This is a genomic window from Bacteroidota bacterium (assembly GCA_016183775.1).
Lineage (GTDB): Bacteria > Bacteroidota > Bacteroidia > JABDFU01 > JABDFU01 > JABDFU01.
Map to the genome: position 1 here is coordinate 131,399 of JACPDY010000023.1, position 22,198 is coordinate 153,596.

Here is a 22,198-nt window from a genome sequence, read left to right on the forward strand (position 1 = left end):
AATTCCATGACAATTATAAATCGTTCATTCCTCATATTTGCCTGAGTATAATAAGTTCTCTCCCGTTTGGGAGAGTCAGAGAGGGGTTTGTATGGATCATTTCAAGATCATCGCGTTTACACATAAAACTACTGGCATAGATGCCATAGGAAAACTGCATTTGCAGGACGACACAATTGCCGAACGCCTTTCGGCCATAAAAGAGCAATGCGGATTAAGTGAGTTGATGTACCTCTCCACCTGTAACCGCGTTGAATTTTTATTGGTGAACTCAACAGAAATTGATACAGCATTTATTTCCCGTTTCTTTTCAGCGTTTGCTCCTACATGGAACAATGAAGAACTAAATTGGGCGGCCAAAAACGTACTTATATGGAAAGGCGAACAGGCATTGGATCATTTGTTCAATGTTGCTTCTTCCCTTGATTCACTTGTTGTAGGTGAACGTGAAATAATAACACAGGTGCGTAATGCGTATGATAAATGCAGACAAATTGGCTTAACAGGCGACCTGCTTCGCATCATCATTAAACGTACCATTGAAACTGCCAAGCAGGTATATACGGAAACCAATGTGGCACGCAATCCTGTATCCGTTGTGTCCCTTGCCTATCGTAAACTGAAAGAACTGAATGTAAAATTAGACGCCCGCTTTATTATCATCGGATCGGGAGTTACCAATACAACAATGGCTAAATACCTGAAGAAACACGGGTTCACAAACTTTGTTGTATTTAACCGTACGCTGTCAAATGCGCAAAAACTGGCAGGCGAATTGAATGCCAAAGCATACGCCTTAACCGAATTAAAAAATTATACAGGAGGCTTTGATGTTATTTTAACATGCACAGGTGCCGCTCAAAGCATCATTAACAAAGCCATTTATACGGCACTGGTTGGCAATGATACTTCTAAAAAAATTGTGATCGATCTGGCAGTCCCCAATGACCTGGATGCCGAAGTTCTTAACAGTTTCGACATTAACCTTATTGCCGTGAATAATTTACAGGATATCGCGCATAAAAACATGACCGAACGCGAAAAAGAACTCGACAACTGTAAACAAATTGTATCGAGCAACATTGCGGAGTTCCGTCAGGTTCTGAAAACACGCAAAATAGAGCTGGCCATGAGCGAGGTGCCAAAAAAAGTAAAAGAGATACACAACACAGCACTTAATCACGTATTCGCGAAAGACATTGAAAGTCTTGATGAACAATCGAAAGAGGTACTCAACAAAATACTTTCCTACGTTGAAAAAAAATACATCAGCGTACCCATGAAAATGGCGAAAGACATTCTCTCTGAAGAAATTAAAAATTAAGAATGTAGAATTAAGTATTTCCCTTCATAAAAAGCTCCTCATTTGTCAAAAAAATCACTTTCCCCCTCGTCCCGCGTTCCCCGTCAGCCTGCCGAAGCTTTTTCACGCAGGCATGGCCCCTCGTCCCTCATAATTGGATCCCGCGGCAGCGACCTTGCTTTATGGCAAGCTAACTTTATTCAAAAAAAACTCGAAGAGATCGGCCTTGAAGCTAAAATAAAAATAATAAAAACTCAAGGCGATAAAATTCAGGATCTGAGCCTGGATAAACTGGAAGGCAAAGGTTTTTTCACCAAGGAAATTGAGGATGTTCTGCTGGCCGGCGAAATTGATCTGGCAGTACATTCACACAAAGATCTCCCTACAGAGAATCCAAAAGGTTTAACTATTGCAGCTGTATCATACCGCGAAGACCCCTCGGAATTAATACTGGTACATAAAAGCGCGGTGGATGAACGGCTGAAATACGGATTCAAAAAAAATGCCAGCGTGGGTACCTCTTCCGCACGCAGAAAGTCACAGCTCCTGGCTTTCAGGGATGATATTACCCTGCACGATCTCAGGGGAAATGTACCTACCCGCATACAAAAGCTACGCGACAAACAATACGATGCCATTATGCTGGCCGTTGCAGGTATTGAACGCCTGAATATTGATCTGTCTGAATTTTATTCCGAAAAAATAAGTCCCAAAGAATTTATTCCTGCCCCGGCACAAGGCGTACTTGCTCTTCAGATACGTGAACAGGATAAAAAGCTTTATCAACTGCTTCAACAGTTGAATGAAGCCGAAGTACGTGAAACAACAGGTGTGGAACGTAAAATACTTAACCTGTTTGACGGGGGCTGCCAGCTGCCTTTAGGCGCTTATTGTGAGAAAGATGAAAATGAAGATGGAGACCCCATTTACAAAGTATGGGCTTCAAAAGCCGAAACCTGGAATAATTTTCCAAAACAAATTTATTTTGAATCGAGAAAAGCAGAAGGCCTTGCCGAAAAAATAGTCAAAAAACTAAACGAGCTAAAACCCTCATCTGTATTCATTACCAGGGACCCAAAAAAATATGATTATTTTCAAAAAGCACTCAGTGCAAATGGATTTAAAGTGCAGGCGCGTTCACTTATAGAAATAAAACAGATCGCTATACGTAAATTACCTAAAACAGATTGGGTGTTCTTTTCCAGCAAAAACGCGGTAAGACATTTTTTTGAACAGGAGCCGCAATTAGAGCAGGTAAAATTCGCGGCTGTTGGCAAAAGCACTTCCGAAGAATTGCGCAAATTCGGAAAAAAGGCTGAATTTATAGGTTATTCCACGGATACACGCTTAACCGGCAAACAATTTGCCTCGGTGGTTGGTAGCAAAACGGTATTGTTCCCTCAGGCAAAAGGCAGTATGAAAACCATACAGCAACAATTCAAAGCCGGACAAGTAATAGATATGGTTGTTTATGAAACAATAAAAAACAGCATTGACGACCTCGAAGCAGCGGAAATAGTGGTATTTACAAGTCCATCGAATGTAGAAGCCTATTTTGAAAAACACAACATCTCCCCTTCGCAAAAAACTGTGGCTATGGGCGATGCTACAGCTAACGCATTGCGTAAAATGGGAGTAAAAGCCAATGCAATGCCACCTGCTTTTGATGATCTGGGATTGGTACAGGCAGTGATGAGTGTGTAAAATAACCGCAGATAATGTGGAGAAAAAACATGCTGAGGGCTGCAGAGAAAAATTAAAATGTCAGGAAAATTGAAAAGAAAAATAAAATTTATACGCGATCGGAAATCGCTCCGCGTTTCTCTGCGAAAACACTCCGCGCCCTCTGCGGTTAAAATTTATTTACTATGAACCAACGACCACGAAGAACCCGTAAAACACCTATCATCCGTGAGATGGTGGCTGAAACGCGTTTATCAAAGAACATGTTCATTTATCCTTACTTTGTCAGGTCTGGAAAAAAGCAAATAAACCCCATTGCGGCTATGCCGGGTATCAACCACTTTTCGGTTGATGAACTCATCAAAGATGTTGAACAGGGTTTAAAACATGGTATCAACAAAATATTGCTGTTTGGCGTAGGTGAAGAAAAAACAAAAAACGCGAGTTCGTCCTTCAGCAAAAATTCAATTGTATCGAAAGCAGTAACTGAACTGAAAAAACAATTTGGTGATGACCTGTATGTAATAACTGATGTGTGTGTGTGTGCCTATACCACTCATGGCCATTGCGGCATTCTGCATGGGGATTATGTTCACAATGATGAATCCGTTGAAGTATTAGCTAAAATGGCATTGAGCCACGCTCAAGCCGGCGCCGACATGGTCGCCCCATCCGATATGATGGATGGCCGGATAGGTGCTATGCGTAAACTCCTTGACCAAAAAGGATTTGAGAACACTGCGATCATGTCGTACGCGATAAAGTTCGCTTCTGCTTATTACGGGCCATTCCGCGAAGCCGCTGATTCATCACCTCAAAAAGGCGACCGGAAAAGCTACCAGATGGATTTCAGAAATGGTAATGAAGCATTGAAAGAAGGACTGCTGGATGAACAGGAAGGCGCCGACATTTTAATGGTTAAACCGGCCCTGGCGTATTTAGATGTTATACGCAACCTGAAACAAAACACGCTATTACCGGTGGCCTGCTACAATGTATCGGGCGAGTATAGCATGGTTAAAACAGCGGCCAAACAAGGGCTGCTGGATGAGCAAAAAATAGTGCTAGAGAATATGTACGCATTCGCACGCGCGGGTGCGGATATTATTATAACTTACCACGCGAAAGATATTTTGCAGAAGAAGTGGTTATGAAGATCACGAAATGTATTCTAAATAATTCTCTTTATTAATTAAAGTAAACGAGGCATCCGGATATGCTTTATGAAAAGCGCCGGGAATTTTTTTCTTCTTAATACCCCACTTACATTCAAAAGCTGTTAAGCCACCATTCACAAGCTCAATAAGATCGATCTCCTGCCCATCATACGTACGCCAGAAATAATATTCAGGGCTGTATTTTCTGCTTTGATTGTATTTGATCCGCTCACTAATGAAATAATTTTCCCACAATTGCCCATGGTCAATCCGCGAGGCGAGTATATTGAAATTATTAATGATGGCATTACGAATTCCATTATCATAAAAATACCATTTCTTGCTTTTTACAACCTCTTTGCGCAAATTGCCGGAGTAGCCGCCCAGAGGATATATAATAAATACTTTCATTAACAGATCGAGGTAATTTTCTACAGTAACTTTATTAAGACCCAAAGTATTTGCCAATTCATTCAATGAAACTTCCTGTCCACATTGAAAGGCTAATAATTTTAACAGCTGCAAAATTTTATCTGAATTACGCAAACCGCGATACATAAAAATATCTTTCAGCAAATACGATTGAACCAGGTCCTTCAGGTATTCTTCTTTTTCTGAATTAGAATCCAAATAGATCAATTCCGGATAGCTGCCGTACACAAGACGATTCTCAAGATTTGAGATAGTTTCAAATACATTCTCCCTTTTCTTTAATTCACATTGTGCTACCGGCAGCAGCAAATGTGTATAGCTGCGACCCGTTAAAGGTTCTCCAACTTTATTAACCAGGTCGAAAGAGGAAGATCCGGATGCGATAATCGTTATTCCTTTTATACCATCGATCATTAACTTTAATGCCATTCCAACTTCCGGAATATTCTGTGCCTCATCAATAATTATTAATTTTTTTCCGGCAAACAACCCCTTATAATTGGCAACAGTACGTTGTGCTAATTTTTCCTGCACATTAATATCCTCTGCCAAAAGAAACAAACTATCTGCTGCGTATTTTTTCGCCAACTGCTCCAATAAAAAAGTCTTACCCACTCTGCGTGTACCGTACAGCACAAGCACCTTTTGCTGGCCTATACGGCTTTCCAATTGTTTTTGAATATATCGTTCTACTTGAACAACATTTTCCATAATATACTAGATTATTATTAATTTATACATATAAATATACTAAATAATATTAATATAATATATAAATTATCCAAATTAATATTAATTTGGATAATTATATTTTAAATAACTGACTATACGCAATTTGTAAATCTATAAGGATTTTGATGTTCCGGCTATTTTATCTTCACCATCTGCAGAGGTTCAACCAACCCGGTCATTTGTTTGCCTGCCTTATCCTGCACAACAATGTTTTCGAAAGTGAATTTAACACCGGTACCTGCCTGAGTAAGTATGTCTTTTACTACGTTGTTAAGTTTTCTGTTTTGTATCTTTTTTGCCGCATTTCCTCCATTTACCGGAATCAACAGGTTGCTGCTTAAAAATGTAAAGTCCTGAACATTCCCCTTGGCATCAATCACGTAGAGCTTATCCGATTTTAAACCCAGCTTGTACATTTTTTTTCCGGTTTTATTTTCAACACGCTTGAAAATATGAACACCAAACGGGAAAAGATCAGGATTAATGCGAGTAACGGTTTCGGCTGAGTCGGTGGTTGTTTGCCTGTAACTTTGGCGACCATAGCCACAAACTGATGCTATAAAAAAAACAGAAAATAAAATATGTCGTTTCATTAAATAGGGGCTACTGAAAAAGTACAAACCTCAATAAAATTAAACCATTGAACACCTATACAATCAAATTAGGTGCAAGCTTTTTAATCACATATATTTAAAAAATCGTTCATTTACTTTTCTTCCTTGATGAAGAAAAGTAACAAAAGAAATCAAGACAAAACGATTGCTTACACACAAGGCTACACGGCACCGCGTTTTGTCGTGGCCGGCGCTCGGGTAAATAATATCATTTTCCGAACGTTTTCTATGGGCTTGTCTTTTCAGCAGACCCTAAATAGGTTAAGTTTAATTACTTTACCCGCTGTATAACCAAAGGCCTGACAATATCCTTATGGCTTTTACGATCGCTGTCGCGCACAACAACTCCATCAAAATAAACTTTTGAACCAATATCGCTTTTTGCCATCACAGTATGTATTTCGTCGGCAATTGAATTGCCGACACAACTGAATATTTCTATCCCTCCACCCTTCAGTGATACAGAACAATCAAAATTGTCAATTATATATGGCTGAATATTTCCAGTACTATCAATAACAAAAATTTTATCTGTATGAATACCTAAACGCAGGGTGTTATTATCTTTCTTCTCCTCGACCCTTTTATACGTGAATGCATTCACAATAAAAACAGTCGGGTCTATTGAAGTCACTTTGTCAACAGAAGCAGAAGGAAGCGTCGCCATTTCATTTTGACCAAAGGCATTGATCACAGCTAAAACACAAAACGCAAGAAAGAAACAAAATCTGATCATATTCAAAATCTTTTTACCAAAAGAAACGAGTTCAATTAGGCTGCATGAAAAAAGAAAAGCATATCTCATGTATTTTAATTTATAACTTCCACTACTTTCTCCAGCTTCACGCCCCGAGAGCCTTTCACAAGTATGGAGGCATTCTTCAAAGGGTATTCTTTAAAATAAACGCATAAATCATCGGCAGTTTCAAATAATTGCGCGCTAACGGTGTTATTCACCTTCTTAAAATTTTTACCTACCAAATACACTTTTTTAAACTCTTTGTCTTTTACAAGATCGATGATCGCCTGGTGCTCTCCCACAGTCTCATTGCCGAGTTCAAGCATTTCACCTAATATGAGGATCTTTTCAGGCCAGTTCAACTCCGAAAAATTTTCAATGGCCGCTTTCATGCTGGTCGGGTTGGCATTGTATGCATCAAGTATAATTTTATTTGTACCTTTTTCTATCAGTTGAGAACGGCTGTTCGATGGCACATATCCTTCAAGCGCTTCATTTATTTTTTGCTCATCAACACCAAAATGACTTGCAATACATGCAGCAGCGAGAATGTTTTCAAAATTATACCTGCCGGCCAGGTGCGTATTCAATAATTGCCGGTCGATCAACGGGGTGATTGTTTCTGTTCTTTTCCAACGCATTTTTACAAATGGGTCGGCTTTAACAAGTGTCCCCTGAACATTTACCTGGTTAGTAGTACCATACAACAAAACACGGTTTCCGGCGGCCTGCTTTACAAGCAGATCGTTATCGGCATTCACGAACAATAACCCGTTCTTTTTCTTAATATAATCGTAGAGTTCGCTTTTCGCCTTTATCACTCCTTCTGGTCCTCCAAAGCCCTCCAGGTGAGCCCGCCCGATATTTGTAATTATTCCATAATCAGGTTCTGCAATGGCACACAATCCTGCGATCTCCCCGATATGGTTCGCGCCCATTTCGATCACTGCCATTTCGTGTGTGTTGGTAAGAGTAAGCAACGTAAGCGGAACACCAATGTGATTATTTAAATTGCCCTTTGTAGAAAGTGTATTGTATTTTTTGCTGAGTGCCAGGCTGATCAGCTCCTTGGTTGTTGTTTTACCATTACTGCCGGTTATAGCTATGACAGGAGTGTTAAGCATTCGCCGGTGATAATTAGCCAAGGCCTGCAGGGTTTCCAATACGTCCGGAACAAATAAGAATTGTTTACCTTTCACATATTGCTCTTCATCAACTATAGCATAGGCGCATCCGCCCTTAACAGCCTGTTCTGCGAACGTATTTCCATTGAAATTGGCGCCCTTCAATGCAAAAAACAAGGTTTCCTTTTTAATATCACGCGTGTCGGTACATACAACAGGATGCTGTTCAAAAATTTTGTACAGAAGCGCGATAGGTGTGAACATGTTTAAGCGAATTTAAAATTACTCTGTATATTCCAGCAGCCTCTGTCTCAACAGTCTTGATGAATAATAGATTTGAATAACGAATAGTGAAGCAATTGAAAGAAATATAAAATTAAGGAAACGAAATTTACTTCTTAATTCGGTATTCAATTGTTCGAATGTTCACAATTCAATTTTTACAAAAATTGCTTTAAGCAAGTTAATAAATTACAAAGCCCCAAGTTAAAAACTAACCCGGGGCTTTGCCAAATAATTTATTACAATAATTTTAGTTGCCTAAGCCGATTGGACTGCCAACGCGTGTCATTGCACAACGGAAACCTAACCAAGGCGCAGTTTGGCGCTGATCGAGGTAGCGGCGTGTGCCCGGATTCATCCAATATGCACGGTCGTGCCAGTTACCGCCTTTAAACACACGGGCTTTATCATTGATCATTGAATACACTGCATATTCATACATGATCTTATTTCCCCGTTGAGCGGCATCTTCACCTTCCCCATAATATACACTCGAGTTTATATCACCATCAAGATAGTTAATGTTATCGGCATACTTATAATTCCTGCGTTCATCAAGGTTGTCCTCATTGTTAGAGATACTTACATCCCTCCATTTTACCATGCCCGGAATATTAACAATATTACTGTCTTTATCATATAATACCGAATCGGTATTGATCACAATATCGTTTGGTCCGTTAGCAGGGTCTTTAACCTGTGTTTTAAACACATTACCACGGAACGGGCGGAAATCTTCTTTATCTTCAGGAGAAAGCGGACGAAACACATCCATCACCCATTCACTGACGTTACCAGCCATGTTATACAATCCATAATCATTCGGCCAATAAGAGAATACAGGAGTTGTTATATCACCGGCATCATTCAGGTAACCGGCGGCACCCATCTGATCACCATTGCTGCGTTTGTAGTTAGCCAAAAACTGTCCGATAAACTTATCTTCAGGATTACGTACTGAGTGTCCGTTCCATGGATATAACCGTCTTTCAGTGATCCGCTCACCTATTGTATTACCAATCAAAGCAGCTGATGCATATTCCCATTCCGCTTCAGTGGGCAGGCGGTAACGGGGTAATAATATACCATCCTCCATGCGTACCTGACGTTCACCTGAACCATTTGGATCAATAGATGGCAGGTTAGTTACAACCTGGCCCGTCCATTTACCTGCAAAATACTGATCGGTGTTAAAGTAATCGGCCTCAGATGGGTTTGGATTATGATCCAATATACCTTCACGTATTAAAACAAATTCGTTCACGCGATCTGTACGCCATGCACAGAAATCACTTGCCTGCAGCCAGTTTACTCCAACCACAGGATAATCCCTGTATGCAGGGTGACGCAGGTAATATTCTACATAAGGCTCATTGAAAGCGGTTCTCTCGCGCCAGCAAAGTGTATCGGGTAAAGCTTTCTTATAGATCTCATAGAAGTTTGCATTGAACACCCGGAAGGTCCAGTGCAAATACTCAAGATAATCGAGATTACGCACCTCTGTTTCATCCATATAGAATGATGAAACCGTGATCCTGCGGGGAACATTATTCCAATCATATGTTACATCCTGCTCAGCACGGCCCATTGTAAATGTTCCGCCTTCAACCAGGATCAGTCCGGGCCCGGTTTCCTGTTCCATGTATGGCACTACTTCAAAACCACCATTTTTGGGCTCGTTATAAGCCCAGCCTGTAACCGGTGAACGCTCCTTTGAACATGAAACGATAATTACCGCTCCTGTAATAAAAGCCAGCTTTGATAGTTTCTTCATTTTCATATTATGTTGTTTTTTTACGGGTACTTGTTAACTTACATAAACTAAAACGATGGGCAACTTATTGTTCTGAATTTTTTCTTTTTAGGCTTACATGCAAACTGCAAGGTCATAGACGCCTCATGTGAACCGGCTGTTATATTAGTGAGTTTTGAAACGGTAAGGTCATAACTATAACCAAACTTAAACACATCTTTCTGGAACCCTAAAAGCGCAATGAAGGAATCCTGATTACGATACCACAAACCACCTACTACAGGACCTTTATTAAGGTAAATACCCAACAGAATTTGCTGGAAATCCTGCTGTTTCATGTATAATATATTCGGGGAAATTGAAGTTTCGGCATCTTTGGCAATGTCCAGTGGAATTACCGCACCGGCATGAGCTGTTATTTTCATGGGTAACGGGCTTGGACCCGCAACCAGCGCTTCATCGGGTGTTGTTAAGTGGTGGACAGCAAAACCAAAAAAGTAACGTTTACTATATCCAAGCATTCCGGCCGATATATCAAGGTAAGAACGTTTACCAATATAATTTGTTTCGAGAGTATTGAAAACAAACCCACGCTTAGGGTCTATCTGATCTCCGAATGTGAGTTTGCTCCAATCAACACTCACCTGAGCATAGGTTGCCTGGAAACCCATTTTAACTGAAAATTCTCGCGTAATGTTTAGTTGATAGGAATATATTCCGCTCAGCCATGTTCTTTTTAAAATTCCACCCGCTCCTGCAACGTCATTCATCGCCATAAGCCCTATCCCACCTGAAAGCGCATCAATATGCTGATCGTAAGAAGCATGATAAGTAACATAAGTTCCTGAAATACCGGGCCACTGATTGCGATAATTTAAAATAAACCTCGGACAACGGGATGTACCCGCAAACGCGGGGTTAAGATATAACGGATTAGCATAAAATTGAGTGAACTCCGGATCCTGGGCAAATGCTTCTTCACCACATACCAGTGAAAGCAATAAGACCATTGAAAATGTAATTCGTTTTAACATGAGCAATAGAGTTTTGTTATTGTGAATTTAACGCTGACCGGTCACGCTTCGTTACAAAACTTCCCCTCTTTAATTCTTATTAATTATCAACTTATGCAATAAACCAAAAATAACTAAGTTATCAACACGGACTTAACACACAAAACCAAACAACGATAAACACAAATATAATAAAATAATTTTGAAGTCCTGTATACAACCAACAAATAAATAATTAGCTAATTATTAGCTTGTTACATATAATGATAAAGAAAACTTACAATTTCAATACACCCGTGAATAATTGAACCCGAACAGACAATTTATTGCCAAAAAATAATTTAAATTATTGTTAATCAATGAGATAAATGACTATATGTTAATGCAAAATAAAATAATCTTTGAAAAGCATTATGAGTTAGTCTGTAAAAAGTATAAAAATGCCCTGGAATATAGATTTAAGCAACTATATTCGTTACATTAAATGATTTAGAAAAATGAGATTATTATTCGTTTTTATATTGTTTTTGAGTTATTCTATTGCTTTTTCAGGTAGTACTTCTCCTCAGGACCGAAAAATTGCGTGGGAAGCCATACAAGTAAATAAATTCTCGGAGAATGAAAGTAATCGCTTCCTGTCGTTTAAGGGTGCTGTATACAATTCAAACCATTTGCCCGAATATTTTGAACGCATAAAGTTGCCGGACGGTACAGCTCATGTAGGGGCTGAGCTATCGAATGCCGTTTATGAAGAATTGAGCAGCGAGGAAATTGAATTGGTGTCGATCAGCAACAATGAAATTAAGCCAAACGTGGCAATTGCTTACGACAGGAAAGTACCATATGCACTGATACGTTTTATACCCATTCGCAAAAACCCATCATCTGGTAAATATGAAAAATTAGTTTCGTTTAAGCTGCAGTTAAGCACAAGTTCAAACAATACAACAGCGAATGCAACAGCAAAATCATATTCACCGGATCAAAAAATTTATGCTTCAAACTCAGTACTTGCAACCGGCAAATGGTTCAGAATAGGACTGACACGTGACGGTGTCTATAAACTAACTTATGATTTTTTGAAAAATGCAGGACTGGATGTAACTACCATTGATCCGCGCAACATTCGTATTTATGGAAACGGAGGCGGTCAATTGCCCTTCGCTAATGCCATATACAGAAAAGATGATCTTGCCGAGAACGCGATCGAGGTAACAGGCGAAAGCGACGGAAAACTTGACTCTGCCGACTACATTTTATTTTACGGTCAGGGCCCTAACCGATGGAATTACAAACCCGGATTTTGTCCCGCCTTTCAGCACAATAAGAATTTATATTCTGATACTACCTATTATTTTATTACAGCCGACCTTGGAGGCGGAAAACGAATAACCCCGCAATCCTCATTATCATCTTCAACCGACAATGTTACATCCTTTGACGATTATGCTTTCACCGAAGATGATGCGACTAACCTGATCAAATCCGGACGGGAGTGGTATGGCTTTAACTTTGATATCCTCACTACATTTAATGTCGCTTACAACTTTCCCAATATGGATACTTCAACTCCGGCGGTTGTCAAGGCGGACCTGATAAGCCGCTGCAGCAACAATAGCACCTATCTTGTAACCTGCGGTTCTGCCTCACAAACCCTGACTGCTCCTTCAGTGCCTGTGAGCCTTTATTATGGCGACTATGCCGCAGCCGGAAGCACTTGCCTCAGCGTCAACAGCCCATCTTCCCCCCTTAATGTTACTACAACCAAACAAACAGCTGATGCCGTGGGATGGATGAATTACATTGAAGTGAATGTTCGAAGGATATTAAGCATGACCGGCAATCAAATGCAATTCCGCGATTCAAAATCGGTTGGCGCCGGTAAAGTAGCTCAATTCAATTTATCGAGTTTTGATAATTTACAGATATGGGAAGTCACCGACCCAACCAATGTCAAACTTCAGTCTGCAGCAAACAGCGGAGGTGTTTTTCAATTTACTTTGGCTTCCGATTCCTTGCGCGAGTTCATTGCCTTTAATGGAAATAGTTTTTATACCCCAACCGCAATTGGGGTGGTACCTAACCAGGATCTGCATAGTCTTCCGCAATCCGACCTTGTTATTGTTTCACATCCCTTGTTTTTCAATGAAGCTCTTGCACTTGCGGATCACCATCGCACCAACGACAACATGAGTGTTGTGGTTGTAACTCCCCAGCAGATATACAATGAATTTTCTTCCGGCGCACAGGATGTATCGGCCATCCGTGATTTTATGAAAATGTTCTACGACAGATCAACCGGCTATACCGACCTGCCTAAATATTTATTGCTTTTCGGTGACGGATCGTATGATAACAAATTTCGCCTTTTAAACAATTCCAACTTTATTCCGACCTATCAATCCGACAATTCGCATGACCCGACCGGATCATATGTATCAGACGATTTTTATGGCTTACTCGATAATAACGAAGGGACCTGGTCCGAAACATCGACAGATCTCATTGACATTGGCGTTGGCCGCCTTCCTGCAAAAAGTGTAAAGGAAGCCCGGGATATGCTCAATAAAATAATTTTATATTCAAGCAAGGCGCCTGCAACAGCCGGGCAGGGAGCCGCCTGCAACAACCTTGAAAACACTTCTGCCTATGGCGACTGGCGTAATATGATCTGCTTTATAGGAGACGATGAGGACAACAACACGCATGAAAGCCAGGCTGACCAGATGGCTACAGTTGTCAATACCAATTACAAAAACTACAACATTGACAAAGTTTATTTCGATGCCACTGCACAGCAGGCCACCCCGGGAGGGAACCGCTACCCTGACGCTACTGATGCCATCAACAAACGCGTATCCAAAGGAGCCCTTATTATGAATTATACCGGCCATGGAGGAGAAATTGGTTTATCACACGAAAGGGTAGTTGAAATTAGCACTATTGAAAACTGGGAAAACCTCTATCGATTGCCATTGTTTGTTACCGCCACCTGCGAGTTCAGCCGCTTTGACAATCCGGCATTAACATCGGCAGGCGAAATTGTTTTACTGAACCCTAAAGGCGGAGGGATAGGGTTATTAACCACGGTACGGTTGGTTTATTCATCGCCTAACTTCACCCTGAATATGAATTTTTATGCTCACGCTTTTGACACCTTACCCGACGGACAAAAAGCCCGGATCGGCGACCTGTTTCGCCTCACAAAAGTTGCAAGCGGCCCCAATGTAAATAACCGCAATTTTACATTGCTTGGAGATCCCGCCCTTCGTTTGTCTTATCCTAAGTATAATGTGGTCACTGACAGTATAAATGGAAAGAAATTGATAGCTGCCGTTGATACGCTAAAAGCGTTGAGCACGTTTACTGTACACGGGCATCTCACCGACAAATACGGCGACACATTGGATTCATTTAATGGGGTCATTTATCCTACAGTGTATGATAAGCCTGTAAGTATAACCACTTTGTCAAATGATGGAACCACAGCAAGTCCTCCATTTACATTTAAACTGCAAAAAAATATATTATATAAAGGCAAAATAAGTGTTACCAACGGGTTGTTCAGTTTCACATTTGTTGTTCCCAAAGATATTGCCTACCAATATGGTATCGGACGCATAAGCTATTATGCCGAAAACGGAGTTGATGACGCGAACGGTTATTGTGAAAATTTTTATATCGGCGGCTCATCGCTGACTGCAGCTACTGACGCTGCCGGGCCGGAAGTTAGATTATATATGAACGATACTAAATTCGTTTTGGGAGGTACCACCAACGAGAACCCCCTGCTCTATGCTATTGTAAAAGACACCAGCGGAATCAATACAGTTGGAAATGGTATCGGGCACGACCTCGTTGCAACACTTGACGGGAACAATGAAAAGATCGCTGTGCTCAACGATTATTACCAAAGCGATCTGAACAGTTACAAAAGCGGAATTATTCGCTATCCTTATCGTAACCTCAGTGAAGGAAAACACACTCTCGCGCTTAAAGTATGGGATATATACAACAATTCAACCATGGTGAATACAGAGTTTGTTGTTGCTGAAACCGCAAAACTTGCACTTAAACACGTTCTTAATTTCCCCAACCCTTTTACCACGAAAACATCCTTTTACTTTGAACACAACAGGTGTTGCGAACAACTGGATGTGCAAATACAAATATTTACCATTACCGGGAAAGTTGTGAAAAGCATCAATGCAAGGGTTACCACTGAAGGTTTTCGCTCGGATGCTATTGTTTGGGACGGGAAAGATGATTTTGGTGACAATATAGGCAGAGGAGTTTACGTTTATCGGATGAAGATCCGATCCGATGATGGCAGTATAGCCGACAAGTATGAAAAACTGGTAATCTTAAATTAATTTTTTACATTAGTGGTCCGGAAAAATGAACATACTTATTAAATATTCCTTTTTTACACTATCAGTTTTTTTAACTGCTGGAAGTATTCTAACCGGAAACAGCTCATCTTTTGCGCAGCAAAAGAATTTAACCACCAATCAAATTACCGGAGGTATAAACACCATTACAACCGCTGTTCCCTTTTTACTTATAACCCCTGACTCACGTGCGGGAGGAATGGGAGATGCAGGCGTAGCCACAAGCGCTGATGCCAACTCAATTCATTGGAATGCATCGAAACTCGCTTTTGTTGATAAAAAAATGGGTTTTGCCGTTTCTTATACTCCCTGGTTAAGGACGCTTGTGCCCGATATTAATCTGGCTTACCTGTCGGGTTATTACAAAGCGAAGAAAGACCAGATTTTCGCGGGTTCACTGCGCTATTTTTCGTTGGGTGATATTACATTCACTGATGTTGTGGGCAATACGATAGGTCAGTTCCGGCCAAATGAGTTTTCTCTGGATGCGGCTTATGCCCGTAAGTTATCGAAGGAGCTATCAGGAGGAATGACTGTACGTTACATTTACTCCAACTTAACCAATGGCGTTGATGTATTGGGGGCTGCCACACATGCAGGTAAATCAGTAGCCGTTGATATTTCGGCAACTTACCGTAAAGATGACCTAAAGCTCGGTGATAAAAAAAGTATACTTTCTGTTGGCATGAACATTTCCAATATTGGCGCTAAGATCTCTTATTCCAGCAGCGCAAAACGCGATTTCCTTCCGATCAATATGCGATTGGGAACCGCACTTACTGTAAACCTGGATGATTATAATTCTATTGCGTTTGCGTTCGACTTCAATAAATTATTAGTGCCTACTCCACCCGTTTATAAAACCGACTCCAGTGGCGGCCCTTTATATGATGCAGGAGGTAACAGGCAGATCCTTGCGGGGCAGGACCCGAACCGCAGTGTTCCAAGCGCTATGTTCAGTTCGTTTGGTGACGCACCGGGAGGCTTCAAGGAAGAATTAAAAGAAATCAATTATGCTACCGGTATTGAATATTGGTACGACAAGCAATTTGCGGTTCGTATAGGATATTTCTATGAAGATGCCACCAAAGGAAACCGTCAATTTTTTACGCTGGGTGCCGGCGTTAAATATAATGTATTCGGCCTTGACTTCGCTTACCTTATTCCCACTCAACAACGCAATCCCCTTGAGAATACCCTGCGCTTTACCTTATTCTTCGACTTCGATGCTTTCAAATCGCAGAATGATGATTCCTCAAAAACAGCACAATAGTCACAGCGGATACCGGATAAAATCACCATCTCCCTTCATTTTTGCGCACTTGTATTTGCAGGCAATTTGTATATTCGTTTTTTATTCGCCTGCCTGCCGTTGCGCAAGCTAATGCCCAGCCAGGCAGGTTATTCGTTTATAAATATGAAAACGAGGATTGGTTTTGGTTTTGATGTACACCAGCTTCATGAGGGGAAAGACCTTTGGGTGGGCGGAATAAAACTACAGCACAGCAAGGGTGCTGTTGGTCATTCAGATGCCGATGTATTGATCCATGCCATATGTGACGCGCTTCTTGGAGCTGCCAACCTGGGCGATATAGGCCAGCATTTTCCAAACACATCCGCTGAGTTTAAAAACATTGACAGTAAAGTGCTCTTAAAGCGGGTTGTCGCTCTTATATCAGAAAAAAGTTACGCAATCGGCAACATTGATTCCACATTGACACTCGAAAAACCCAAAATAAATCCGAGTATTCCTGAAATGAAAAAAGTATTAGCACAGGCAATGAGCATTTCGGAAGATCAGGTCTCGATCAAAGCCACCACTAATGAACAAATGGGGTATGTTGGACGCGAAGAAGGTATTTGCGCATATGCAGTAGTATTAATTGAAAAGAAACCATAGTATTTATGTCGAAATTTCACTCGCTAAAAGTTGTTGATGTTAAACAGGAAACCGCCGACTGCGTGTCGGTGGGTTTTGAAGTTCCACAAGCCTTAAAAAAAGAATTCAGTTACATCCAGGGACAATACCTTACACTACGTTTCAGGATAAACGGTGAAGAACTGCGCAGATCGTATTCCATTTGTACATCGCCAATTGAACAGGACCTGCGTATTGCCGTAAAAAAAGTAGCCGGTGGGCGTGTATCAACTTATATCAACGATAAACTTAAAGCCGGTGATATGGTTGAAACAATGGTACCTGTGGGTAATTTTTTCACCCCCCTTAATCAATATAATAAAAAGGTATATAACCTGTTTGCGGCAGGAAGCGGCATAACTCCCATACTATCTATACTTAAAACCACGTTGGCTTCTGAATTACAATCGACAGTGAACTTATTTTATGGCAACAGCAATGAAAATAAGATCATTTTTAAAAAAGAACTGGACAACCTCCAGGCCACATTTGGCGAACGACTTAAGATAGTTTACCTGTTCAGCCGGCCAAAAAATACCACGAGCGATCTGCATACTGGCCGCATGACAAAAGAAAAAATAAAAACACTGATCGGGAATTATGTGAATCTGTATCTTCTCAATGAGTTTTTTGTTTGCGGACCAACTGACGTGATGACCAATACAAAAGAAGCGCTTGAATCACTGAAAGTTCCCAAAAAAAATATTCACCTTGAATATTTCGGAACTCCTCCTGATGCCGCAAAGGACAATGTAAGTCAAAGTCTTATTGTTCCGGCCGAAGTGACCATTATCTGTGATGGAGATGAGCGCGTGGTGTTTCTTGAACCACATCAGAATGTACTTGAAGCAGCACTTGAAGCCAATCTGGACGCGCCCTTTGCCTGCAGGGCCGGCTCATGCTGCACGTGCCGGGCAAAGGTGATTGAAGGCAAAGTGATCATGGATGTAAACTATGCCCTGCTTGATTCGGAAGTTGAGGAAGGTTATATACTGACCTGCCAGTCGCATGCAATAACACCAACACTGACGGTGGACTACGACCAGGGCAAGTAATCTTAAATACTAGGCCAACACAGCACGGGAAATAACTATCTTCTGTACTTCGGAAGTACCCTCGTATATCTGTGTGATCTTCGCATCCCGCATAAGACGTTCAACATGATATTCCTTTACATAACCATAACCGCCATGTATCTGGACAGCCTCGGTTGTGGTTTCCATGGCAACCCGTGAGGCAAATAATTTTGCCATAGCGCTTGCAGTAGAGAAGTCAAGACCTTTGTCTTTGAGCCAGGCTGCCTTTATACAAAGCAGGCGGGCTGCATCAATTTCAGTTGCCATATCGGCCAGTTTAAATTGAATGGCCTGATGCTGTGAAAGCGGTTTGCCAAATGCTTTTCTTTCCTTTGAATAGGCAAGTGCAAGTTCATACGCACCGCTGGCAATACCCAGAGCCTGAGCCGCGATCCCGATCCTGCCTCCGGAAAGAATTTTCATAGCGAATTTAAAACCAAAACCATCTTCTCCAATGCGGTTTGTTTTAGGAACTTTTACATCGGTAAACATTAAAGAATGTGTATCCGAACCACGAATACCAAGTTTATCCTCTTTACGTCCCACCTGGAAACCGGGCATCCCCTTTTCTATGATCAGGGCGTTGATACCCCTGGATCCCTTTTCGGGATGGGTTTGTGCAAAAACGATGTAAACAGAAGCCGAACCACCATTGGTTATCCAATTTTTGGTGCCATTCAGCAAGTAATGATCACCCTTGTCTGTTGCAGTTGTTCGCTGTGATGTTGCGTCCGATCCGGCCTCAGGTTCTGACAGACAAAAGGCGCCGATAATTTCACCCTTTGCCAAGCGAACCAGATACTTCTGCTTTTGTTCTTCGGTCCCGTATTTTTCAAGTCCCCAGCACACCAATGAATTATTCACAGACATTACCACAGAGGCTGAAGCATCTACCTTTGATATCTCTTCCATGGCTAACACATAAGATATAGTATCCATGCCCCCTCCACCATATTTAGGGTCGACCATCATTCCCAAAAAACCAAGCTCACCTAATTGCTTTATCTCTTCAGAGGGAAATTTCTGCAGGTTATCACGTTCAATAACGCCGGGTTTTAATACTTCATTTGCGAAATTGCGCGCTGCCTTTTGTACCGCTAATTGCTCTTCTGTTAATTCAAACACCATAATTCTTCGGTTAAATGATTAATACTTCTACTCCCCCGGGCATAATACCATCTATGATTTCCTTCACACAAGTTGTTTTGAAACCATATATGGTATTATGAAAAACAAATTTAACTTTTTATGTCAAAAATCACTAATCTTGTTTATAGATTTACGGCCACTTAAATGAACAAATCATCAGCATATAATGTTATCGGGCTTATGTCAGGCACATCACTTGATGGGGTAGATATAGCGTTCTGCAGGTTTTCCTACAACCAAAACAAATGGACATATAAGATTAAGGTTGCTGAAACAATACAATATGACCGCAAATGGCTACAACGCTTACAAAACACCGAGAAAACCTCTGCTCTTGACTTTGCAGTTACCGATCACAAATACGGACATTATCTTGGCAGCCTGGTAAGATCATTTATTAACAAATATCGCGCAAACCCTGATTTTATCGCGTCGCACGGACACACAATATTTCATCAACCGGAAAACGGATTAACTGCGCAAATTGGAAATGGAGCCGCAATTGCAGCTGAATGCGGCATTCCGGTTATTTGTGATTTTCGTTCAAAAGATGTAGCGTTGGGAGGGCAAGGCGCCCCGCTGGTGCCAATAGGTGATGAATTATTGTTTTCTCAATACTCATTGTGTCTTAATCTGGGCGGATTTGCCAACATATCCTTCTGCCGCAAAAATAAGCGAATGGCATATGATATTTGCCCGGTCAATATTGTAATGAATATGCTGAGTCAAAAACTTGGTAAAAGATATGATGCGGGAGGAACCCTTGCACGCAAGGGAAAAATAAATGGGCTATTACTAAAACAATTGAATTCCCTGTCCTATTACAAACAAAAGCCGCCAAAATCATTGGGCAAAGAATGGGTGTTGGCTGCTATTTTACCCATATTAAAGAGATCAGGCGTAAATCCTTTTGATCTCTTACGGACATATACTGAACATGCTGCTATGCAGATTGAGGAAGGATGCGAGGTATCAGCCAAAAATAACGGGCCTCTTTTAATAACAGGAGGCGGAGTTTATAACAACTTTCTCATTGAGCGGATAAAAGCTCACTGCAGTAACAGAATTATTATACCCGATAAAAATACCATTGAGTTTAAAGAAGCATTGATATTTGCTTTCCTGGGAGTGCTGCGCTGGCGTAATGAGATAAATTGCCTGAGATCGGTTACAGGTGCCGCGGCTGATAATATCGGAGGTTGTATATATTTATAAAAAAAGCTGCGGAATGCAGCTTTCGTTAGTATAACAACATTTATAATTAAAGATCGTCAGTGGGATAGAAATCGTCGTCATCATCGTCATCATCAAAGCTGGTATTGATATCATCCAACTTAATATCATCTTCTCCTCCAAACTCATCGAATTCATCGTCATCAGCTACTTTGGCCTTCGATACCTTTTTTGATTTAGCGGCAGTGGCTGCAACCTTTACCGACTTCTTCTTTGGTTCATCAGCTGACTTTTTCGTTGCTTTCTTAGCAGATGCCTTCTTTGAGCTGTTTGCTTTTTTCATGTGTAAATTTCTATAATTGATACGAATTTCAAAAAAAATAATACAAAAACAAAAATAAAAACAAATAAATTATTTTTCTAATGTAACACCTATTTTTGTCATTATTCAAACTAATTTAAGGAATAATTTCTTATCTGCCCAAATGCAAAGTGGAGGCAGACACCCCCCCCTTACAACAAACCCCTGCATTTACCGTTATTTAAAAAACACCCCGCATACATTTATGAATACTTTGGGTACTTTTCCCTTTCCTTGTCCTTTTTCAAAGATCCCAATTTGTGATGTTAGAAGTTTCCATTTGGCTCGTGTGAGTTCAAACATAAAATCAATTAAGCTTACATAATTTGGAGTTTCTTTTGTCCAGTCAGTACTAGTATGACTATGAGCCTCTTATACTTAACCAACTGTGCTTTATAATAAACAATTTGATTTGCTTCGCCACTAATTTCATCAGCGGTTTGTAAATCCTTTTCAAAAATAAATTCCTGTTCCATACTCTCAAATCTGGAGTTTATTTACCGCTTCCTGTTTTAAACCCTATCCGTTTTCTTTTCGGTTGCGGAGGATCAATCAGATAATTTAAAGCCGCATGTATATCTTTAAACTGCTTGTTGTACTTGCGTTCCAACGCCTTTAGTTTATCGGTCAAATCTTTGTGAGTTAACGCATACTGTCTAACAAACACAAAGGCTCTCATAATTGCTATATTCACCTCAATGGCTTTAGTGGAGTTCAGCACACCGCTTAACATGGATAATCCCTGTTCAGTAAAAGCATACGGCAAATATCTTGTGCCTCCTCTGCTCTTTGAGGTTTCAATTTGCAACCTCAAACTTTCCCATTCAGCTTTAGTTAACTGAAACATGAAATCTTTTGGAAAGCGTTTTATATTTCTTTTGACGGCAAGGTTTAAATTTTTGGTTCCTACTTCATAGAGTTCCGCAAGGTCAAAATCTAACATTACCTTTTGTTTTCTCACTTCGTAAATTTTTGTTTCAATTTTTTGCAGTTGCATAATGTTGCTTTTATTTAAGGTTGCAAATTGTCACCATATAGCTTTTCAATCATCATAAATTGTGATGATGGCTTATATGGAAATGCTTGGAATTTTATTAACAGCTTCACGCTTTTTCGAGTCAATAATCTTTGCATAAATCTGCGTAGTCTTTAATTCAGAATGTCCCAATAATTTTGAGAGGGTGAAAATTTCAGTCCTTATACTAAACCGCTATCAAGATATATAAAATAATTTTGTAATATTGTGGACAAAAAGCCACATGTTACAGTTAAAAGTAAAACCACATTTAAGCAAACAA

The 22,198-nt window shown here is 40.5% G+C and carries 18 protein-coding genes; 8 read left to right on the forward strand and 10 right to left on the reverse strand.

From position 1 onward, the window contains the following. Positions 1-91 precede the first annotated feature (91 nt). The 3 genes from hemA (at position 92) to hemB (ending at position 4,140) form a co-directional block, all read left to right on the forward strand. Entirely contained in the window at positions 92-1,324 is a 1,233-nt protein-coding gene (gene hemA, locus HYU69_03570; GenBank protein MBI2269417.1) for a glutamyl-tRNA reductase, read from the forward strand. A gap of 42 nt (positions 1,325-1,366) precedes the next feature. Continuing rightward, a complete protein-coding gene (gene hemC / locus HYU69_03575) occupies positions 1,367-3,007 on the forward strand; it encodes a hydroxymethylbilane synthase (GenBank protein MBI2269418.1) in 1,641 nt (546 codons plus the stop codon). Positions 3,008-3,171: 164 nt separating this feature from the next. Next, on the forward strand, positions 3,172-4,140 hold the full coding sequence (gene hemB, locus HYU69_03580; protein ID MBI2269419.1) for a porphobilinogen synthase: 969 nt from the start codon (positions 3,172-3,174) through the stop codon (positions 4,138-4,140). Positions 4,141-4,143: 3 nt separating this feature from the next. On the opposite strand, the gene HYU69_03585 is transcribed toward hemB, so the two are convergent. The 6 genes from HYU69_03585 to HYU69_03610 form a co-directional block, all read right to left on the reverse strand. Beyond that, positions 4,144-5,286, reverse strand: coding sequence for an ATP-binding protein (locus HYU69_03585; protein MBI2269420.1), 1,143 nt, complete (start codon positions 5,284-5,286; stop codon positions 4,144-4,146). 155 nt (positions 5,287-5,441) lie between these two features. Then, positions 5,442-5,900 carry a hypothetical protein gene (locus tag HYU69_03590; GenBank protein MBI2269421.1) on the reverse strand — a complete coding sequence of 153 codons (459 nt, stop codon included), beginning with the start codon at positions 5,898-5,900 and terminating at the stop codon, positions 5,442-5,444. 292 nt (positions 5,901-6,192) lie between these two features. After that, positions 6,193-6,657 carry a hypothetical protein gene (locus tag HYU69_03595; GenBank protein MBI2269422.1) on the reverse strand — a complete coding sequence of 155 codons (465 nt, stop codon included), beginning with the start codon at positions 6,655-6,657 and terminating at the stop codon, positions 6,193-6,195. 74 nt (positions 6,658-6,731) lie between these two features. Next, entirely contained in the window at positions 6,732-8,048 is a 1,317-nt protein-coding gene (locus HYU69_03600; GenBank protein MBI2269423.1) for a UDP-N-acetylmuramoyl-tripeptide--D-alanyl-D-alanine ligase, read from the reverse strand. 268 nt (positions 8,049-8,316) lie between these two features. Then, on the reverse strand, positions 8,317-9,840 hold the full coding sequence (locus HYU69_03605; protein ID MBI2269424.1) for an SUMF1/EgtB/PvdO family nonheme iron enzyme: 1,524 nt from the start codon (positions 9,838-9,840) through the stop codon (positions 8,317-8,319). A gap of 47 nt (positions 9,841-9,887) precedes the next feature. Continuing rightward, complete coding sequence (locus HYU69_03610) at positions 9,888-10,853, reverse strand: type IX secretion system membrane protein PorP/SprF (GenBank protein MBI2269425.1); 966 nt, start codon at positions 10,851-10,853, stop codon at positions 9,888-9,890. A gap of 476 nt (positions 10,854-11,329) precedes the next feature. Here HYU69_03610 and porU point away from each other — a divergent pair, with 476 nt between their 5' ends. The 4 genes from porU to HYU69_03630 all read left to right on the forward strand — a co-directional run bounded on the left by porU (position 11,330) and on the right by HYU69_03630 (position 18,196). Next, positions 11,330-15,205, forward strand: coding sequence for a type IX secretion system sortase PorU (gene porU / locus HYU69_03615; protein ID MBI2269426.1), 3,876 nt, complete (start codon positions 11,330-11,332; stop codon positions 15,203-15,205). 25 nt (positions 15,206-15,230) lie between these two features. Further along, a complete protein-coding gene (gene porV / locus HYU69_03620) occupies positions 15,231-16,496 on the forward strand; it encodes a type IX secretion system outer membrane channel protein PorV (GenBank protein ID MBI2269427.1) in 1,266 nt (421 codons plus the stop codon). 144 nt (positions 16,497-16,640) lie between these two features. After that, positions 16,641-17,123, forward strand: a complete 483-nt coding sequence (locus tag HYU69_03625) for a 2-C-methyl-D-erythritol 2,4-cyclodiphosphate synthase (GenBank protein MBI2269428.1) — start codon at positions 16,641-16,643, stop codon at positions 17,121-17,123. 5 nt (positions 17,124-17,128) lie between these two features. Next, on the forward strand, positions 17,129-18,196 hold the full coding sequence (locus HYU69_03630; GenBank protein ID MBI2269429.1) for a 2Fe-2S iron-sulfur cluster binding domain-containing protein: 1,068 nt from the start codon (positions 17,129-17,131) through the stop codon (positions 18,194-18,196). A 9-nt stretch (positions 18,197-18,205) separates the two neighbouring features. Here HYU69_03630 and HYU69_03635 read toward each other — a convergent pair whose 3' ends face one another. Further along, positions 18,206-19,345: an acyl-CoA dehydrogenase gene (locus HYU69_03635; GenBank protein ID MBI2269430.1), complete on the reverse strand. Its 1,140-nt coding sequence runs from the start codon at positions 19,343-19,345 to the stop codon at positions 18,206-18,208. Positions 19,346-19,510: 165 nt separating this feature from the next. Here HYU69_03635 and HYU69_03640 point away from each other — a divergent pair, with 165 nt between their 5' ends. Beyond that, the gene (locus tag HYU69_03640; GenBank protein ID MBI2269431.1) at positions 19,511-20,581 is read left to right on the forward strand and encodes an anhydro-N-acetylmuramic acid kinase; all 1,071 of its coding nucleotides are present in this window, start codon (positions 19,511-19,513) and stop codon (positions 20,579-20,581) included. 46 nt (positions 20,582-20,627) lie between these two features. On the opposite strand, the gene HYU69_03645 is transcribed toward HYU69_03640, so the two are convergent. The 3 genes from HYU69_03645 to HYU69_03655 all read right to left on the reverse strand — a co-directional run bounded on the left by HYU69_03645 (position 20,628) and on the right by HYU69_03655 (position 21,897). Then, positions 20,628-20,882 (reverse strand): hypothetical protein, encoded by a 255-nt coding sequence (locus HYU69_03645; GenBank protein MBI2269432.1) that lies wholly within the window; start codon positions 20,880-20,882, stop codon positions 20,628-20,630. A gap of 335 nt (positions 20,883-21,217) precedes the next feature. Beyond that, the gene (locus HYU69_03650) at positions 21,218-21,376 is read right to left on the reverse strand and encodes a hypothetical protein (protein ID MBI2269433.1); all 159 of its coding nucleotides are present in this window, start codon (positions 21,374-21,376) and stop codon (positions 21,218-21,220) included. Positions 21,377-21,393: 17 nt separating this feature from the next. Further along, positions 21,394-21,897, reverse strand: coding sequence for an ORF6N domain-containing protein (locus tag HYU69_03655; protein ID MBI2269434.1), 504 nt, complete (start codon positions 21,895-21,897; stop codon positions 21,394-21,396). Positions 21,898-22,198 lie beyond the last annotated feature (301 nt).

Coding starts and splice junctions, on each gene's coding strand:
- HYU69_03625 (MBI2269428.1), top strand. CDS start 16,641: ATGAAAACGAGGATTGGTTTTGGTTTTGATGTACACCAGCTTCATGAG.
- HYU69_03585 (MBI2269420.1), bottom strand. CDS start 5,286: ATGGAAAATGTTGTTCAAGTAGAACGATATATTCAAAAACAATTGGAA.
- HYU69_03635 (MBI2269430.1), bottom strand. CDS start 19,345: ATGGTGTTTGAATTAACAGAAGAGCAATTAGCGGTACAAAAGGCAGCG.
- HYU69_03655 (MBI2269434.1), bottom strand. CDS start 21,897: ATGCAACTGCAAAAAATTGAAACAAAAATTTACGAAGTGAGAAAACAA.
- HYU69_03645 (MBI2269432.1), bottom strand. CDS start 20,882: ATGAAAAAAGCAAACAGCTCAAAGAAGGCATCTGCTAAGAAAGCAACG.
- HYU69_03650 (MBI2269433.1), bottom strand. CDS start 21,376: ATGGAACAGGAATTTATTTTTGAAAAGGATTTACAAACCGCTGATGAA.
- HYU69_03630 (MBI2269429.1), top strand. CDS start 17,129: ATGTCGAAATTTCACTCGCTAAAAGTTGTTGATGTTAAACAGGAAACC.
- porU (MBI2269426.1), top strand. CDS start 11,330: ATGAGATTATTATTCGTTTTTATATTGTTTTTGAGTTATTCTATTGCT.
- HYU69_03605 (MBI2269424.1), bottom strand. CDS start 9,840: ATGAAGAAACTATCAAAGCTGGCTTTTATTACAGGAGCGGTAATTATC.
- HYU69_03640 (MBI2269431.1), top strand. CDS start 19,511: ATGAACAAATCATCAGCATATAATGTTATCGGGCTTATGTCAGGCACA.
- HYU69_03600 (MBI2269423.1), bottom strand. CDS start 8,048: ATGTTCACACCTATCGCGCTTCTGTACAAAATTTTTGAACAGCATCCT.
- HYU69_03610 (MBI2269425.1), bottom strand. CDS start 10,853: ATGTTAAAACGAATTACATTTTCAATGGTCTTATTGCTTTCACTGGTA.
- HYU69_03595 (MBI2269422.1), bottom strand. CDS start 6,657: ATGATCAGATTTTGTTTCTTTCTTGCGTTTTGTGTTTTAGCTGTGATC.
- hemB (MBI2269419.1), top strand. CDS start 3,172: ATGAACCAACGACCACGAAGAACCCGTAAAACACCTATCATCCGTGAG.
- porV (MBI2269427.1), top strand. CDS start 15,231: ATGAACATACTTATTAAATATTCCTTTTTTACACTATCAGTTTTTTTA.
- hemA (MBI2269417.1), top strand. CDS start 92: ATGGATCATTTCAAGATCATCGCGTTTACACATAAAACTACTGGCATA.
- HYU69_03590 (MBI2269421.1), bottom strand. CDS start 5,900: ATGAAACGACATATTTTATTTTCTGTTTTTTTTATAGCATCAGTTTGT.